Below are 14,587 nucleotides of genomic sequence, written 5' to 3'. Positions count from 1 at the left end.
GTGTAGCCGGCCGACGTGCCCGCCGTTCCCGGAAGGATCAGGCCTCCAGAGCGACTGAGACAGCTCGTCCGAGGGCGGCCGCGACCGGCGGTGGTGAGGCATGACCGATCTGCCGGTACCGCGCCGTCTTTCTGCCTGCGAACTTCCACTCGCGTGGAAACCCCTGCAGGAGCGCAGCCTGCGAGTCCGTGAGTTTGATCATGTCGGAGGAACTGCCGAGATCGGGCCCCGGTACCTCATCGGCCAGGGCACCTCCGTTGACCCTCATCCGCGCCCATGCCTTCTTCGTCCCTGTCGGTCCCAGATCCGCTCCGCCGCGATTGTCGGAGCCGCCCACGAGCGTGGGGGCCACGCCGAGCGCTTGATCTGCCCATGCGTCGGCGCCGAGCCATCCGCGGGCTGCCATGGAGCGGTGAAGCGCACTGCCTACCGATACGTGCTCCTCGACCGTCGGCAGCGGCTGCCGGAAGAGACTGGAATAGCGCTCCTTAAGAGCGACCAGAACGCCCTGCTTGCGGTCCTGCGGTACGCCGAAGTCGGCCGCATTCAAGGCGAACCAGTGCAGCCGGTATCCGAGGTGCTCCAGCTCCTTGCGGATGAATGAGCGCAAGGGCTCGAATTCTGAAGCCGACGCAAGCCCCGGCACGTTCTCGACGAGGAGCGCGCGCGGTTGGATGGAGTGCGCGAGAAGGACCGTTGCTTCCAAGAGGCGCTGTTCCTCCTCGGTCTCCAACCTCGCGGCCGTCGCGCTGGATTTCACCCGGGGAGGGCCCGCAGAGAGAAGATCCACGTCGTAGGTCTCCGGATGCTCGTCCGGCACGAAATCCAGGAGGTCCATCTCGAGGACGTTCCACGACGGGCGGTTCAGGTGCAGCGTCTCGCAGGCCACCGCCTTGTTGTCGAGCAGCAGTACCGGGTCGAAGCCCGCCTGTTCAAGACCCAGCGCGAGCCCGCCCGCCCCCGCGCACACGTCAACGAACCGCAATCCGCTCACAGATCCCCATCCCCTTGTCCTGTCCGCCACGCGGACTTCTCGCGGTCGACAACTTCGGCCACCTGCTGGGCCACTTCTACCGGGCGCTCGTGTTCCCAGAAGCGCAGGACGGTCCACCCCTCGGCCACCAGATGTGCTGTCGTTTCCGTGTCCCTCGCCATGTTGCGATCGAGCTTCTGTCGCCACCACTCGGCGTTCGCCTTGGGTTGCGTAGCGTGATCGGGGCAGCCATGCCAAAAGCAGCCGTCCAGGAACACCGCCACCTTGGCCCGGGTGAAAGCGATGTCGATCGTCCGGCGGGACATGTGGGGCACGCGCTCGTTGAGCCGGTAGCGATAACCGGACGCGTGCAGCAACTTTCGAACCGCCACCTCGGGCGTGGTATCTCGGCTCGCCTGGCGGCTCATCCGGGCGGAAACCCCGGGGGAGGAGGGTTTGGCAGTGTTCATCACTGCCAAGTTTCCTACGCTCCGCCTTCTTCGCGATCAATGATGGCCAAATCGCTGGACCACGTCCCCAGTATCGATGGCACCTCTGGAAGAAGGTCGAGGCTCTTCGCCCCGTAGTCCTGCTTGCCACCGGCCGTCATGGCGGCGTCGAGTGCGCCTCGTCGTCCTTGTCGGAGCCGGCGTCGATGACGAGACGGTCCTCATCCCGGAGGAAGCTGATGACGACATTACGAGCGCCCGCGTCAATGGAGTTGTCCGCGAGGTCGGCTGCCGCCGCCTCGAATCCGTACCCCTGGTGCGTCAACGATTCGACGCAACCGGGCGTGGACGGGAGGCGCTGCCGGTCGTCGGGATTCTCGTACTGCCGGTCCGCAGAAGGCTGGTAGGGCCGCATGGGAGCGTCCTCGCGCAATTCCGGTCGTCGTGGCCGGGCGAGCGGGGGTTTTGTGGCGCATTACCGCTGCCCGCGAAGAGGGCACCGTCCGCGCAGCCGAGCGCCCCCCTGTCGGCGGGGGCGCTCGGGGGTTCGTGGGGGGCGGGGTCAGGCGCGTACTGCGGTGATCACGACGCCGTTCCCGGCCTGGATCCTGAGTGTGGTGCCGTCCCAGGTGACGGGTAGCGGGAACGGTGTGGTGTCCACCGGGGAGCCGTCGTCGACCGGGGCGGATTCCGCGGAGTGGCCCCACTGCAAGGTGAGCGAGGCGTTGTCGCCGACCGTGCCGGGCATGCCGGTGGCGGCCCACACGTTGTCCGTACTCGTGTTGTCGATGCGGACCAGGAGCTCGTTCCCGGTGAGCTCGAAGGAACCCATCAGGTCGTCCCCGTCGAGGCTCCAGTTCCGGCCGGTGAACTCGATCCGTCTGTACTCGTCGTTGACCTGACCCTGCGGGGTGAAGGCGAGGTTCCACGCGCCGGCTACGAAGGCCTGGACCGCGGCCCCGGTGACCGTCGGCCTGGCGGGCTTGCCGACTGCTCCCGGTGCGTCGTTGCCGTCCTGCTTCCCGCCGCAGGCTGCCAGGGCGACGGTCAGCAGGCCGAGGCCGCCGTACCTGATCATGTCCCGCCTTCGGACGGACGTTCCCAGCTGCCCGAGTCCGTTCAGCACCGCTGCCTGCCTTCCCCTTGTACGGCGCTGCCCTGCGGTACGCAGGGCAGCAGGTGCGGTGCCGGGCTCCGGGCGCGACCGCGCAACCGGCTCGTGTGGGCCGGGCGGGTCGACCGGGCCTGCCATCCGGCCACCTGTCCGCTCTGTCATTGTTCGGGAGCCAGAGTGTGGCGCAGGTATGGCCGTGATGTCAGTGAATTGCGCGTATGTGGGTGTACTCGTCCTTCGAGGTGCGGAAAGTGGTATCGGGGCGCGGGGCGTCGACTGTGCCCGGACCGGCGAGCAGCCGCCGGCAAGGGTGGCGCTACTCGGCCTTGTTCTCGGCGAGTGTGTGCGCGACCAGGGCGTTGGCGTGGCCGTGGCCCAGGCCGTGCTCCGTCTTGAGCCAGGAGACGAGCTCCATGTGCTTGGTCAGGGGCGAGGTGCGGATGAGGTCCTTCCACTCCGCGATCGGGCGGCCGTACTTCTTCTCGATCGAGGGGAAGTAGCTCGCGGGGCCCTTTACCGGTGCGGTCATGTCGTTGCGTCCCATCCGTGTTCATGTGCGCCGTCAGGTGGTCATCAGGTGAGGTCGAGTCCTGTTGCGCTTATGACTGCGGACGCGCCCGAAAGTGATCGGTCGGCCGCGTCGGCCTTTCAGATCCTGATACCAGTACCGGCGCGACCGTCCGAGGCCTCAGGTCGCGGGCGGCGGGCCGGGGGCAGATGCTGGGGGCGTCGATGTCGGTGTACGGAGACTCGCTCCCGGGTCCCGTGAAAGGGGCGAAAGGGCAGGGCTGATGGCTGATACGCCCCTGACCGGGGCCGACGGGGCCGACGCGGACGTCTTGGGCGCGGCCCTGCTGGATGCCCTCTTCACACAGTCGCGGGTACGGGTCCTCGTGCTCGACCCGCGGCTCCACGTCGTACGCGTCAGTGGCCCGTCCGGCGCGGACGCGGACATCGGGCAGCTCCGCGGGCGCTCGTTCGTCGAGGCGTACGGTTTCGTGGACCCGGAGGGCGTGGAGGCTTTCGTCCGTGAGGCCCTCTACACCGGCAGCCACGGCACGGAGCGGTCGTTCCGGGCCAGGCCTGCCGACGGGGCGGACGGCCCGCGCACCCTGTCCGTATCGGCGTTCCCCCTGCGGGACCCGCTGGGTCAGGAACTGGGGGCCGCGGTCGCCGTGGTCGACTCCACCGACCGGGTGCGGTCCGAGGCCCGGGAGGCGGCCCTCTCCTCGGTCCGCCAGAGCGTGGGCCGGACGCTGGACGTCGAGACCACCTGCCGCGAGCTCGTCGACGCCATCACACCCGGCTACGCGGACATCGCCGTGGTCGAGGTCGTCGACGCGGTACTGCGCGGCGAGGAACCCGCGCCCGGACCCCTGGCCCAGGGTGTACCGCTGCGCCGTGCCGCCTCCCGGGGCAACAGCGTCGACCCCGCCCACCCCCTGGGAGACGTACGGGCCGTCGCGCCCGCGACCCCCTACGAGCGGGTGCTGTCCGATCTCAAGCCCCGGCTGATCTCCCTGAAGGACGCCCCGTGGGCGAGCGCCGACCCCGCCCGTGCCCGCTCGATCCGCTCGGTCGGCGCCCACACCCTCCTGGTCGCACCGCTGACCCTGCGGGGAGCGGTCCTGGGCATGGTGAGCCTCTACCGGTGCAACGACTCCGAACCGTTCGGCGACGAAGACCTCCCGGTCGTGACGACGCTGGCGTCCCGGGCCGCCCTCAGCATCGACAACTCCCGCCGCTTCGTGCACGAGCACACCATCGCCAGCACCCTCCAACGCCGCCTCCTGCCCCGGCACCCGGCAGCCCGGACCGGCGTCGAGACGGCCCATCTGCTGATGCCGGGCGGAGGGACCGGCTGCTGGTTCGACACGATCGCCCTGTCCGGTGCCCGCACCGCGCTGGTCATCGGCGAGGTGGCCGAGCAGGGCATCCACGCGGCCACCACCATGGGCCAGCTGCGCACCGTCATCCACGCACTCGCCGCACTCGATCTGGAACCCGACGAGCTGCTCGCCCGTCTGCACGACACCGCGAGCCGGCTGGCGCGGGAGCGCGCGGAGCTGCCGACCAGCGACCCGCTGCACAGGAGCCCACTCGCGGCGACCTGCGTGTACGCCACGTACGACCCGTTCAGCCGTACGTGCACGGTCGCGTCGGCCGGTCATCCGGCCCCGCTCGTCATCGGCCCGGACGGCTCCGCCTCGGTGGCCGGTCAGCCCGAAGGGCCGTCACTCGGCTCCACCGAGCAGACGCCGTTCGCGACAGCCTCGTTCACGCTCAGCGAGGGCAGCATGCTGGCGTTCTACAGCCAGGCGATGCAGAGCCATGCCGAGTCCTCGACCGGCGCCCTGCGCCGGGTGCTCTCCCACCCCGAGCGGCCCTTGCGGGAGTTGTGCGACGCGGCCGCCTACGCGCTCCCCGAGACACTCGACCTCCAAGGGGCCACCCTGCTCCTGGCGCGGACCCAGGGCATGCCCGCGGACCGCTTCGTCGCGTGGGAACTCCCGCACGACAACTCGGCCCCCGCGGCCGCGCGCCGTCTGACGGCCCGGAAGCTGGCCGAATGGAACCTGGACGAGGACACGATCTACGCGACCGAGCTCATCGTCAGCGAACTCGTGACCAACGCGGTGCGCTACGGCCGGCCGCCGTTGGAACTGCGCCTCATCCTCGACCGGGGACTGACGTGCGAGATCCGCGACACCAGCCCGACGGCTCCGCACCTGCGCCATGCACGGACGGTCGACGAGGGCGGCCGTGGTCTCTTCATCATCTCCCAGCTCGCCAGCCTCTGGGGTGCCCGCTACGCGCCCGAGGGCAAGACGGTCTGGGCCGAGCAGTCACTGCCGCCCGAGCCCGCCTGAGTCCGCCCGGCTCCGCCCGAGCCCGCCCCGGCCCGCGGCGCGGTCACCCCGGGCGTCAGCAGCCCGGGGTGAGCAGCCCCCGGCGTGTCACGCGGTGCCGTGGCACTCCCGGTACGAGCGCCCGGAGCCGCACCAGCACGCCGCACTGCGCGCCGGGGGCCACGGGACCGCACGGCCGCGGGCCGCGAGCGTGGTGGCGTACTGGGGGAGCAGGTCGGGGTCGGACGGGGAGGCGGCCTCCGACGCGGCGAACGCCTCGTACGAAGGGACCGTGCCCGTGACGATGCCGAGGTTCGGGGTGCCCGTGGCGTGCAGGTCCCGCAACGCGGCTTCCAGGCGCGCGAGGTGGTCGGCGTGGCCGAGGTACTCCTGGGTCAGCTCCGGATACGCGGTGAGGAGCTCACGCAGCTCGTCCTCGGGCCAGTGCAGCACCGCGACGGGGAACGGGCGGGAGAGAGCCGTGCGGTAGGTGCCCAGCTCGGCGCGGAGGCGGTTGATCTCCGCCCGCAGCTCGCCCGGATCCGAGGAACCCAGGGCCCACAGACGCTTCGGGTCGTGGAGTTCGTCGAGCGGCACGGCCGCCGTGTGGAGTGCGTCGGCCAGCTCGTCCCACGCGTCGTGGCCGACCCCCATCAGCCTGCGCACCCGATGGCGTCCGGTCAGCAGCGACTGGGTCGCGTACGGCACCTCCTCGCCCGGGGACAGCAGGAGTGTCAGCGCGGCCGAGAAGACGTCGTGGGCCGGCTCCAGCTCGTCGTGGGCCTCGAGCGTCTCCGCGATGATCTCCCACGCCGCCGCGTCGAGCGGGCCGGCGGCACGGATGCCGTCGATGATCGCGCGGGCCTCCGCCTCGTGGCCGTACTCCCAGAGGTTGGCCGCTTTGAGTGCCTTGACCCGGTGCGGGTTCTCGACGGCGGTATCGGGGGCGGCGAGCAGCTCGTCGTACAGAGTGGCGGCACGGGCGCGGTCGCCGGCGAGCTCCAGGTGGGCCGCGGCCTGGAGGAACAGCGGCTCGTGGTCCTCGGGGTACTGCGCCGCGGTGCGCAGCAGGCGCTCGGCTTCGGTGGTGTGGTCGGCAGGCGTGTCGGGGCGCATGAACCACACCGTACTGCGGTACAGGGGCTGGGTGAGAGAGCAACGGACGGAGCCGTGGTGGAGGCCACAGTGCAGGCGGGTTCCGGCGGATCCGGCCGGCGGTGCCCTGCTCCCGCACGGCCGGAGTCCTCAGCCGCTCGGAGCAGGCCGGGAGACCGATCGTGTATAACGGCTGAGGGACATGAAGGACCAGCAGGACATGCCGGGCCAGGCGCGCACGCGCCGCACGACAAGGAGGAGGAGGGACCGATGAACGACATGAACCGTCTGCGTCGCACGGTCGCCCGACTGCTCCGGCCCGCCGCGTTCCTCGTCCTGTTCCTCACCGAGGTCCTGCTCGCCGAAGGCGGGAGCTTCTCCGCCGCGGTCGCGCTCGCCGCCACCGCCGCGGCCGGATCGGCGCTCCTCGTCTGCTCCGTCATCAGCGCACGCTGCGCCGCCCCCGTGCCCCGCACCCGGGTGCGCACCGCGATGCGCGACAGGGAGAAGCGCACCGCGTTCCTGCCGCAGCGGGATCCCGACGCCAGGGGGCGCACCAGGCCCCGAGCGCCCGGGTCCGCCCTCCTGACGGCCGCGTAGGGACCAGTTCCTCCTCGTACTCCCCGCGCGGGTCGTCCTGCCGAGTTCCACTCTTCCCGGCACGACGAGACCCCCGGAGGGCTCACCCATGTCCGCATTCATGTCCGCTTTCGCGAGCCTGGTCGGCGCACTCGCCGATCTCCTCGATCCGCTGTTCCGGACCGCGTCCACCGCCGCCGCGATCGTCCTGTTCACCGCCCTCGTACGGCTGGCCGTGCACCCCCTCTCGCGGGCCGCGGCACGCGGGCAGAAGGCCCGCACCAAGCTCCAGCCGCAGATCACCGAGCTGCGCAAGAAGCACGCGAAGAACCCCGAGCGCATGCAGAAGGCGCTCATGGAGCTGCACGCGAAGGAGAAGGTCTCGCCGCTGTCCGGCTGCCTGCCCAGCCTGCTCCAGATGCCGGCCTTCTTCCTGCTCTACCACCTCTTCTCCAGCCAGAAGATCGGCGGGGACCCGAACTCGCTGCTCGGCCACGAGCTCTTCGGCGCGCCCCTCGGCGAACGCTGGCACAACGCGCTCGCGGACGGCGGCCCCTTCGGTGCACAGGGGCTGGTCTACCTCGCACTCTTCGTGATCGTCGCCGCGGTCGCCACGTTCAACTACGGCCGGACGAAGCGTCAGATGGCGGCGAACCCGATGACCCCCGCGACCGGCCCCGACGGCCAGCCGATGCCGGGCATGGGTGCGATGACGAAGATGATGCCGCTGATGTCGTTCCTGACGCTGTTCTCCGTGGCCTTCGTGCCGCTGGCCGCGGCCCTGTACATCGTCACCAGCACCACCTGGACCGCGATCGAGCGGGCGTATCTCTACCGGGACACCCCGGCCACGGAGGCCGCGCTGGCCCCCGCGCTCTGAGGTGGGCAGACCGCGGGGGCGGGCGGGCTCGATCAGCTGAAGACCACGGAACGGACCTTCAGGCGATCCGAGGCGCCGCCGCCGGGGCGCAGCGTGTAGTAGACGTCGCCCTCGCAGTCGGCGGAGAGGAAGACCGTGGCCGACGCGTCCGTGATGTTCTTCGGGGCGTACGCGGGCGGCAGCGCGTCGGAGTCGGCGCCGGGGAGGTTGACGCACGCGCCGCTCGGCGGGTCGTTCAGGAAGCCGACCGCCTCGTAGCCCTCTTCGGTCTCGTACGTGTACCTGAACTGGCCGGAGGCGGCGGAGGCTGCGGTCGGCAGCGTGACGACGAGGGTGAGGGCGCCGAGGGCGGCGGCGACGGTGTGGCGAAGGCGCATGGAAGCGGTCCTCTGGAAGAAGGAGTGGATCTGTCCCACGCTGCCCCTGCACCGGTGGGGCGATGCTCACCGCCACTCCGACGGCCGCCGGAGAAACCGTTTTTCCTCACCCGTTGGAGGGCATGCGGGTCTCTCCATCCGGGAAGGCGCAACCGGCGCGCCCCGGAGTCCGTGGAGGACCGCCACGACGTGGTCCCAGTAAGTGAACAGGGTCTTGCGGGGTGATCGGATGTCTTGGAGGATCAGCCAAGCCCTTCGTTGGCCGCAACCCACCGGCGGGCCCGATCTCGACCAAGGGGAGATGGACCGTTGAAGCTGCTCCGAGTAGGTACGGCGGGAGCGGAACGCCCCGCGCTGCTTGACCGTGACGGCACGCTGCGCGACCTTTCCGGGCTCGTCACCGACATCGACGGCGAGCTGCTCGGCGACGCGTCGGCGCTGGCCCGGGTGCGGGAGGCGGCGGCGACCCCCGATGTGCTGCCGCCGCTCGACGCGGACGGGCTGCGGATCGGGCCCCCGCTCGGCCGGATCGGCAAGATCGTGTGCATCGGGCTGAACTACCACGACCACGCCGCCGAGACGGGCGCGGCGATCCCGGCGGAGCCGATCCTGTTCTTCAAGGCTCCGGACACCGTCGTCGGGCCCGAGGACACGGTGCTCGTGCCGCGCGGCAGCCGCAAGATGGACTGGGAGGTCGAGCTCGCGGTGGTGATCGGCCGTACCGCCCGCTACCTGGACTCCGCCGAGGAGGCACTCGGCCATGTCGCCGGGTACGCGACGGCGCACGACGTCTCGGAGCGCGAGTTCCAGATCGAGCGCGGCGGCACCTGGGACAAGGGCAAGAACTGCGAGACGTTCAACCCGCTGGGGCCGTGGCTCGTGACGGCGGACGAGGTCCCGGACCCGCAGGCGCTGCCGCTGAAGCTGTGGGTCAACGGGGAGCTCAAGCAGGACGGCACGACGGCGGCCCAGATCTTCCCGGTGGGGGAGGTCGTGCGCTACCTCAGCCACTTCATGACGCTGTACCCGGGAGACGTGATCAACACGGGTACGCCCGCGGGTGTGGCGATGGGCCGGCCGGAGCCGAAGCCGTATCTGCGGGCCGGGGATGTCGTGGAGCTCGAGGTGGCAGGACTCGGGCGGCAGCGGCAGGAGCTCAAGGACGCGTAGGTCCTGGGCGGGGGTGGTGCCGGGCCCGTCCGGCTGACGGTTTGTCCTCAATCGCCGGACGGGCTTGATTTGGCCGGCCCGGGATGAGGGCGCGGCCCGGGGAGGGCGGGCGCTGTCCTCAAACGCCGGACGGGCTCTGTTTGGCGGGCCGTCGCGTCAGGCCGTGCGGCGGGTGGCGAACTGCTCCAGGGCCTCGACCACCAGCGCGTGGTCCTCGGCCTGGGGGAGGCCCGAGACCGTGACCGTGCCGATCACGCCCGCGCCCTCGACCGAGATCGGGAACGATCCGCCGTGCGCCGCGTACGTGTCCGGGTCCAGGCGGGAGGACTCCTCGAAGGTGGTGCCCTTCGCCCGGAAGCGGGTGCCCACCAGGTAGGAGCTCTCCCCGTACCGCTCCACGACCTTGCGCTTGCGGTCGATCCAGGCGTCGTTGTCCGCGCTCGAACCCGGCAGCGCGGCATGGAACAACTGCTGCGCGCCGCGCCGGATGTCGATCGCGACCGGGGCGTGCCGGTCGCGGGCCAGCGCGACGAGGAGTCCGCCCAGCGCGTACGCGTCGTCGTAACTGAAATGCGGGAGCGTCAGACGCCGCTCCTGCGCGATGAGCTCGGAAATGGTCGGAGCGCTGGGGTTCATGCGTGCTGCTCCTCGTCGTGGTGGGGAAGAAGGGTGACCGAGACGCCTTCGCGGGCCGAGCGGCGGGCGGCCTCCAGGACGTCCAGCGTCGCAGCGGCCTGCAGGGCGGTCACCGGGTTCTCACCGGTGCCGCGCAGGGCCGCCGCGACGGCCGCGTAGTACGCGGGGTAGTCGCCCGGGAGCGTACGGACCGGCTTGCCGCCCCCGGTCAGCGGCGACTCACCGGCGCCGAGCCGGCCCCACAGCTCCTCGGGCTCCTCGCCCCAGGGCTCGCCGGCCGACGGGCGGACACCGTCGCGCAGCGCGGCCTCCTGCGGGTCCAGGCCGTGCTTCACATAGCCGGCCTTCGAGCCGAGCACCCGGAAGCGCGGGCCCAGCTGGGCCGTCGTGGCACTGACGTACAGGTGCGTACGGACGCCGTTCGCGTGCGTGATCGCGAGGAACGTGTCGTCGTCGGCCGCCGCGCCGTCCCGGCGTACGTCGGACTCCGCGTACACCTGCACGCCGGGCCCGAACAGGGTGAGCGCCTGGTCGACGACGTGGCTGCCCAGGTCGAACAGCAGTCCGCCGATCTCCTCCGGGTCGCCCGACTCGCGCCAGCCGCCCTTGAGCTCCGGACGCCACCGCTCGAAACGGGACTCGAAGCGCAGTACGTCGCCGAGCTCGCCGTCCTCGATCAGCTGCGTCAGCGTGCGGAAGTCGTTGTCCCAGCGACGGTTCTGGAAGACGGAGAGCAGCAGCCCCCGGCTCTCGGCCAGCGCGGCCAGCTCGCGGGCCTCGGCGGCCGTGCCGGCGAGGGGCTTGTCCACGACCACGGACAGGCCGGCTTGGAGCGCGGCCGTCGCGATCGGGACGTGGGTCCTGTTCGGGGAGGCGATCACGATGAGGTCCAGCTCGTCCGCGCGCGCGAGGAGCTCGTCGGGCGAGGCCGCGAACCGCACTTCGGGGAACTCGGCGCGGGCCTGCGCCTGCCGCTCCTCGTTCGAGGTCACGACCGTGTCGAGGACGAGGCCCTCGGTCGCGGCGATCAGCGGGGCGTGGAAGACGGAGCCCGCCAGGCCGTAGCCGACGAGTCCGACGCGGAGAGGAGCGTTGGCAGTCATGCAAACCACTTAAGCAACGCTGTTGCCAAAGTGCAAGCTATAGGGACAATGGTCGGGTGAACAGGAGCAACACCAGGGGCGGCGGCGGTGCGAATCTGCCGACCCTGCGCCACCACAACGCCTCGCTCGTGCTCGACCTGCTGCGCGTGGCCGGTGAGCGCGGGATCAGCAGGCTGGAACTCGCCGAGCGCACCGGACTCACCCCGCAGGCCGTCAGCAAGATCACCGGCAGGCTGCGCACGGAAGGACTGGCGGCAGAGGCCGGCCATCTCGCCTCCACGGGCGGCAAGCCCCGCACCGTTCTGCGCCTGGTCCCGGACGCGGGGTACGCCGTCGGGCTCCACCTGGACCGTGACGAGCTGACGGCCGTCCTGGTCGATCTGGCCGGTACCCCCGTCGGCACCCGGACCACCCCTCTCGACCTCGGCGCTCCGGCCGCCGAGGTCGTCGCGACCGCGGCCCATGCGGTGGAGACGGTACGGGCCGGGGCGCCGCGGACCGAGGACCGGCCGGTCTTCGGCGTGGGGGTCGCGATGCCGGGCCCCCTGGACCACCGGGCCGGGGTGCTGCACCGCGTCACCGGGTTCCCGCAGTGGGACGGCTACCCCCTCCGGGACGCGCTCGCCGAGCGGACCGGGCTGCCCGTCGTCCTCGACAAGGACACCAATGCCGCCGCCCTCGGCCTCGCCCTGCGCGAAGCCGGCGCGGCCGACTTCGCGTACCTGCACCTGGGCACCGGGCTCGGCGCCGGGATCGTCCTCGGCGGGACGGTGCACCGCGGAGCCCGTACCGGCGCGGGGGAGTTCGGCCACCAGACCCTCCAGCTCGACGGCCCCCCGTGCGGCTGCGGCGGGCGAGGCTGCATCGAGGCCCTCTGCCTGGCCGCCGTGGCCCGCGGAGACATCACCGAGGCGGCCCGGGTCCTCGGGGCGGGCGCTGCCAACCTCGTCGGGCTGCTCGACATCGACCGGGTCGTCCTCGGCGGTCGCACCGTCGCCGCCGACGAGGACGCGTACGTCACCGGGGTGCGCGCCGTGATCGAGGAGCGCGCCCGCCGGGACGGCACCGGCGCCCCGGTGCCGGTCACCGTCGCGGGCGGCGGCGACCGACCGGTCGCCGAAGGCGCCGCCCAGCTGGTCCTGGCGCCCGTGTTCGGCCGGGTGGGCGAGGGCGGGGAACAGGGCTGAACGAGGGTGGGGCGGGGCCGGTCGAGGGGATCGTGACGCCCGAACGGGCGTTTCTTCCCCTTCCTCGGTGGCATCCCCCCGCTCACGCGTGGCAGCGTCGCGTCCACAGTCGGTGGCCCTCCCGCCCCGACCGTTCGCGAGAAGCAAAGGGTGTCCCCCTATGCCCCCCAAACCCCCCGCACGACTGCGCGACGGCCGTGCCCTCACCAGCCTCGGGCTCGCAGCGGGCCTGGCCGTTCCCGTCGTCGTCCTCGGAGGCCCGGCCGCGACGGCCGTCCCGGTCATGGCGCCGGCGGTTCCTTCCGCGGCCGTCGGCCTGCCCGATGCCGGACAGCCCGTCTGCGGCGATCCGGACGGCGAAGACTTCCCGATCGACACCAGGATCCACGGCGGCCCGGACACCTACGCCTCCGGCGGCGGCTACGGGACCTGGTACCTCGACCTGACCAACACCACCACCGAGTCCTGCCACTCCATCCATCCCGTCCTGGTCCTCACCGACGAGGACCGGACGCTGACCCCCGAGCAGATCCAGCTGGAGTTCACCGAACGGGCGCACCCCGACGAGGAACACCGGGTCACCTGGGAGTCGACCGACCGGGACGAGCAGATCGGCGTCTTCGGCAGCGGCGAGGAGGGCGGCGAGGAGGCCGACGCATTCGCCGGCTTCACCGTCCCCGCGAGGAAGACCGTCACCGTGGAGGTCCGGATGGCGTTCACCTCCGACACCCGGCCGGGCCCGGTCACGGCGAACGCGGCCATCGTCCAGCGGCGCTCCGCGAAGGACGAACTGAAGCAGGCGGACGGCAGGGCCGACGGCGACTGGGTGGGGGAGTCGGCCGACTACCCCTTCGTGATCGTCGAGGGCGCCATCGACGGCGGAACCGACACCGAGACCGACACCGGCAGCACCGACACCGGCACCGACACCGACAGCGGCACCGGAACGGACCGGGGTACCGGCAAGGACAGCGGCACCGGCACGGACCCCGGTGTCCCGCGGCGTGACGCTGCGGGTAACCCCCTGCCCGAACTCGCCCGCACCGGCGAGCGGTACGCCGCGCTGGCCGGCGCCGGGGCCGGGGTGCTGCTCCTCGGCGGAGCCGCCGCGCTGATCCACGCCCGGCGCCTGCGCCGCGGCCGCCGCTGAGCCCGGCCACGGGTTTTCCCTTGATCAACCAGTTCCGTCCAGCCGAACGGGCACCCTAAAATCAAGGACGTCGGCGCTGCACAACGCGGTGCCGCCGGCGTCCGGCACCCCGAGTGCACAGTGCGTACGGCAGGAGCACCTCCCATGGCAGAGCGCAAGCCGATCGAATCCTGGCTGACCGACATGGACGGGGTCCTGATCCACGAAGGCACGCCGATCCCCGGGGCCGACGCCTTCATCAAGCGGCTGCGGGAGTCCGGACTGCCGTTCCTGGTCCTGACCAACAACTCCATCTACACGGCCCGCGACCTGCACGCCCGTCTCAAGCGCATGGGCCTGGACGTGCCGGTGGCGAACATCTGGACCTCGGCCCTGGCCACCGCCCAGTTCCTGGACGACCAGCGGCCGCAGGGCACCGCGTACGTCATCGGCGAGGCGGGGCTCACCACCGCCCTGCACGACATCGGTTACGTCCTCACCGACCACGAGCCCGACTACGTGGTGCTCGGCGAGACACGTACGTACAGCTTCGAGGCGCTCACCAAGGCGATCCGGCTGATCAACGGCGGGGCCCGCTTCATCTGCACCAACCCGGACGAGACCGGCCCGTCCGCGGAGGGCCCGCTGCCCGCCACCGGCTCCGTCGCCGCGCTGATCACCAAGGCCACCGGCAAGGCCCCGTACTTCGCGGGCAAGCCCAACCCGCTCATGATGCGGACCGGACTCAACGCGATCGGCGCCCACTCCGAGACCTCCGCCATGATCGGCGACCGGATGGACACCGACGTGCTCGCCGGTCTCGAGGCCGGAATGCAGACGTTCCTGGTGCTCACCGGGCTCACCACGCACGCCGACATGGACCGCTACCCGTTCCGGCCGTCCACGGTCGTCGACTCGATCGCGGACCTGGTCGAACTCGTCGACCTGCCCGAGGAGTAACCGTCCGGGGGCCGGAGGTCACCCGACCGGCCCACAGCGGATGCGGGGAGCAGTGGCGCAGGTGAACCTGCCATCAGGAGGTTTAC

The 14,587-nt window shown here is 71.4% G+C and carries 16 protein-coding genes; 7 read left to right on the top strand and 9 right to left on the bottom strand.

Translation table 11 applies throughout. The annotated features are described in order from the left end of the window. Nucleotides 1–37: 37 nt before the first annotated feature. From ABZS61_RS19475 to ABZS61_RS19455, 5 genes are all read right to left on the bottom strand, one after another. Nucleotides 38–994: a DNA cytosine methyltransferase gene (locus tag ABZS61_RS19475; RefSeq protein WP_356422291.1), complete on the bottom strand. Its 957-nt coding sequence runs from the start codon at nt 992–994 to the stop codon at nt 38–40. Further along, the gene (locus tag ABZS61_RS19470; RefSeq protein WP_356422288.1) at nt 991–1,443 is read right to left on the bottom strand and encodes a very short patch repair endonuclease; all 453 of its coding nucleotides are present in this window, start codon (nt 1,441–1,443) and stop codon (nt 991–993) included. The genes ABZS61_RS19475 and ABZS61_RS19470 overlap by 4 nt, the downstream gene beginning before the upstream one ends. Before the next feature lie 136 nt (nt 1,444–1,579). Beyond that, nucleotides 1,580–1,837, bottom strand: a complete 258-nt coding sequence (locus ABZS61_RS19465; RefSeq protein ID WP_356422285.1) for a hypothetical protein — start codon at nt 1,835–1,837, stop codon at nt 1,580–1,582. Between the two features lie 147 nt (nt 1,838–1,984). Then, the gene (locus ABZS61_RS19460; RefSeq protein WP_356422282.1) at nt 1,985–2,500 is read right to left on the bottom strand and encodes a hypothetical protein; all 516 of its coding nucleotides are present in this window, start codon (nt 2,498–2,500) and stop codon (nt 1,985–1,987) included. Nucleotides 2,501–2,852: 352 nt separating this feature from the next. Next, entirely contained in the window at nt 2,853–3,065 is a 213-nt protein-coding gene (locus ABZS61_RS19455) for a DUF4287 domain-containing protein (RefSeq protein ID WP_356422279.1), read from the bottom strand. Between the two features lie 262 nt (nt 3,066–3,327). Between ABZS61_RS19455 and ABZS61_RS19450 the strand changes: the two genes are divergently transcribed. Continuing rightward, on the top strand, nt 3,328–5,406 hold the full coding sequence (locus tag ABZS61_RS19450) for a SpoIIE family protein phosphatase (RefSeq protein WP_356422276.1): 2,079 nt from the start codon (nt 3,328–3,330) through the stop codon (nt 5,404–5,406). Nucleotides 5,407–5,493: 87 nt separating this feature from the next. On the opposite strand, the gene ABZS61_RS19445 is transcribed toward ABZS61_RS19450, so the two are convergent. Next, nucleotides 5,494–6,501 (bottom strand): SEC-C domain-containing protein, encoded by a 1,008-nt coding sequence (locus ABZS61_RS19445; RefSeq protein ID WP_356422272.1) that lies wholly within the window; start codon nt 6,499–6,501, stop codon nt 5,494–5,496. A gap of 249 nt (nt 6,502–6,750) precedes the next feature. On the opposite strand from ABZS61_RS19445, the gene ABZS61_RS19440 reads away from it, so the two are divergent. Further along, complete coding sequence (locus ABZS61_RS19440; protein WP_356422270.1) at nt 6,751–7,080, top strand: DUF6412 domain-containing protein; 330 nt, start codon at nt 6,751–6,753, stop codon at nt 7,078–7,080. Between the two features lie 88 nt (nt 7,081–7,168). Then, the gene (locus ABZS61_RS19435; RefSeq protein ID WP_356422268.1) at nt 7,169–7,939 is read left to right on the top strand and encodes a YidC/Oxa1 family membrane protein insertase; all 771 of its coding nucleotides are present in this window, start codon (nt 7,169–7,171) and stop codon (nt 7,937–7,939) included. Between the two features lie 32 nt (nt 7,940–7,971). Here the strand turns inward: ABZS61_RS19435 and ABZS61_RS19430 are convergent, their stop codons facing one another. Beyond that, the gene (locus tag ABZS61_RS19430) at nt 7,972–8,316 is read right to left on the bottom strand and encodes a hypothetical protein (protein ID WP_356422266.1); all 345 of its coding nucleotides are present in this window, start codon (nt 8,314–8,316) and stop codon (nt 7,972–7,974) included. 309 nt (nt 8,317–8,625) lie between these two features. Between ABZS61_RS19430 and ABZS61_RS19425 the strand changes: the two genes are divergently transcribed. Then, entirely contained in the window at nt 8,626–9,486 is an 861-nt protein-coding gene (locus ABZS61_RS19425; RefSeq protein ID WP_356422264.1) for a fumarylacetoacetate hydrolase family protein, read from the top strand. A gap of 156 nt (nt 9,487–9,642) precedes the next feature. Here ABZS61_RS19425 and ABZS61_RS19420 read toward each other — a convergent pair whose 3' ends face one another. Then, nucleotides 9,643–10,122 (bottom strand): heme-degrading domain-containing protein, encoded by a 480-nt coding sequence (locus ABZS61_RS19420; RefSeq protein ID WP_356422262.1) that lies wholly within the window; start codon nt 10,120–10,122, stop codon nt 9,643–9,645. Continuing rightward, nucleotides 10,119–11,225 carry a Gfo/Idh/MocA family oxidoreductase gene (locus tag ABZS61_RS19415; protein ID WP_356422260.1) on the bottom strand — a complete coding sequence of 369 codons (1,107 nt, stop codon included), beginning with the start codon at nt 11,223–11,225 and terminating at the stop codon, nt 10,119–10,121. The genes ABZS61_RS19420 and ABZS61_RS19415 overlap by 4 nt, the downstream gene beginning before the upstream one ends. Before the next feature lie 56 nt (nt 11,226–11,281). On the opposite strand from ABZS61_RS19415, the gene ABZS61_RS19410 reads away from it, so the two are divergent. The 3 genes from ABZS61_RS19410 to ABZS61_RS19400 all read left to right on the top strand — a co-directional run bounded on the left by ABZS61_RS19410 (nt 11,282) and on the right by ABZS61_RS19400 (nt 14,501). Further along, the gene (locus ABZS61_RS19410) at nt 11,282–12,412 is read left to right on the top strand and encodes an ROK family transcriptional regulator (RefSeq protein ID WP_356422259.1); all 1,131 of its coding nucleotides are present in this window, start codon (nt 11,282–11,284) and stop codon (nt 12,410–12,412) included. A 160-nt stretch (nt 12,413–12,572) separates the two neighbouring features. Continuing rightward, complete coding sequence (locus ABZS61_RS19405) at nt 12,573–13,562, top strand: hypothetical protein (protein ID WP_356422257.1); 990 nt, start codon at nt 12,573–12,575, stop codon at nt 13,560–13,562. A gap of 144 nt (nt 13,563–13,706) precedes the next feature. Beyond that, on the top strand, nt 13,707–14,501 hold the full coding sequence (locus ABZS61_RS19400) for an HAD-IIA family hydrolase (protein WP_356422255.1): 795 nt from the start codon (nt 13,707–13,709) through the stop codon (nt 14,499–14,501). Nucleotides 14,502–14,587 lie beyond the last annotated feature (86 nt).

Source organism: Streptomyces sp. NPDC005566, assembly GCF_040605575.1.
Classification (GTDB): Bacteria; Actinomycetota; Actinomycetes; order Streptomycetales; family Streptomycetaceae; genus Streptomyces.
The sequence above is the reverse complement of the archived record's forward strand: the minus strand, read 5'-3'. Positions and strand labels throughout refer to the sequence as shown.

Coding starts and splice junctions, on each gene's coding strand:
- ABZS61_RS19470 (WP_356422288.1), bottom strand. CDS start 1,443: ATGAACACTGCCAAACCCTCCTCCCCCGGGGTTTCCGCCCGGATGAGC.
- ABZS61_RS19465 (WP_356422285.1), bottom strand. CDS start 1,837: ATGCGGCCCTACCAGCCTTCTGCGGACCGGCAGTACGAGAATCCCGAC.
- ABZS61_RS19460 (WP_356422282.1), bottom strand. CDS start 2,500: ATGATCAGGTACGGCGGCCTCGGCCTGCTGACCGTCGCCCTGGCAGCC.
- ABZS61_RS19455 (WP_356422279.1), bottom strand. CDS start 3,065: ATGACCGCACCGGTAAAGGGCCCCGCGAGCTACTTCCCCTCGATCGAG.
- ABZS61_RS19450 (WP_356422276.1), top strand. CDS start 3,328: ATGGCTGATACGCCCCTGACCGGGGCCGACGGGGCCGACGCGGACGTC.
- ABZS61_RS19445 (WP_356422272.1), bottom strand. CDS start 6,501: ATGCGCCCCGACACGCCTGCCGACCACACCACCGAAGCCGAGCGCCTG.
- ABZS61_RS19440 (WP_356422270.1), top strand. CDS start 6,751: ATGAACGACATGAACCGTCTGCGTCGCACGGTCGCCCGACTGCTCCGG.
- ABZS61_RS19435 (WP_356422268.1), top strand. CDS start 7,169: ATGTCCGCATTCATGTCCGCTTTCGCGAGCCTGGTCGGCGCACTCGCC.
- ABZS61_RS19430 (WP_356422266.1), bottom strand. CDS start 8,316: ATGCGCCTTCGCCACACCGTCGCCGCCGCCCTCGGCGCCCTCACCCTC.
- ABZS61_RS19420 (WP_356422262.1), bottom strand. CDS start 10,122: ATGAACCCCAGCGCTCCGACCATTTCCGAGCTCATCGCGCAGGAGCGG.
- ABZS61_RS19415 (WP_356422260.1), bottom strand. CDS start 11,225: ATGACTGCCAACGCTCCTCTCCGCGTCGGACTCGTCGGCTACGGCCTG.
- ABZS61_RS19405 (WP_356422257.1), top strand. CDS start 12,573: ATGCCCCCCAAACCCCCCGCACGACTGCGCGACGGCCGTGCCCTCACC.
- ABZS61_RS19400 (WP_356422255.1), top strand. CDS start 13,707: ATGGCAGAGCGCAAGCCGATCGAATCCTGGCTGACCGACATGGACGGG.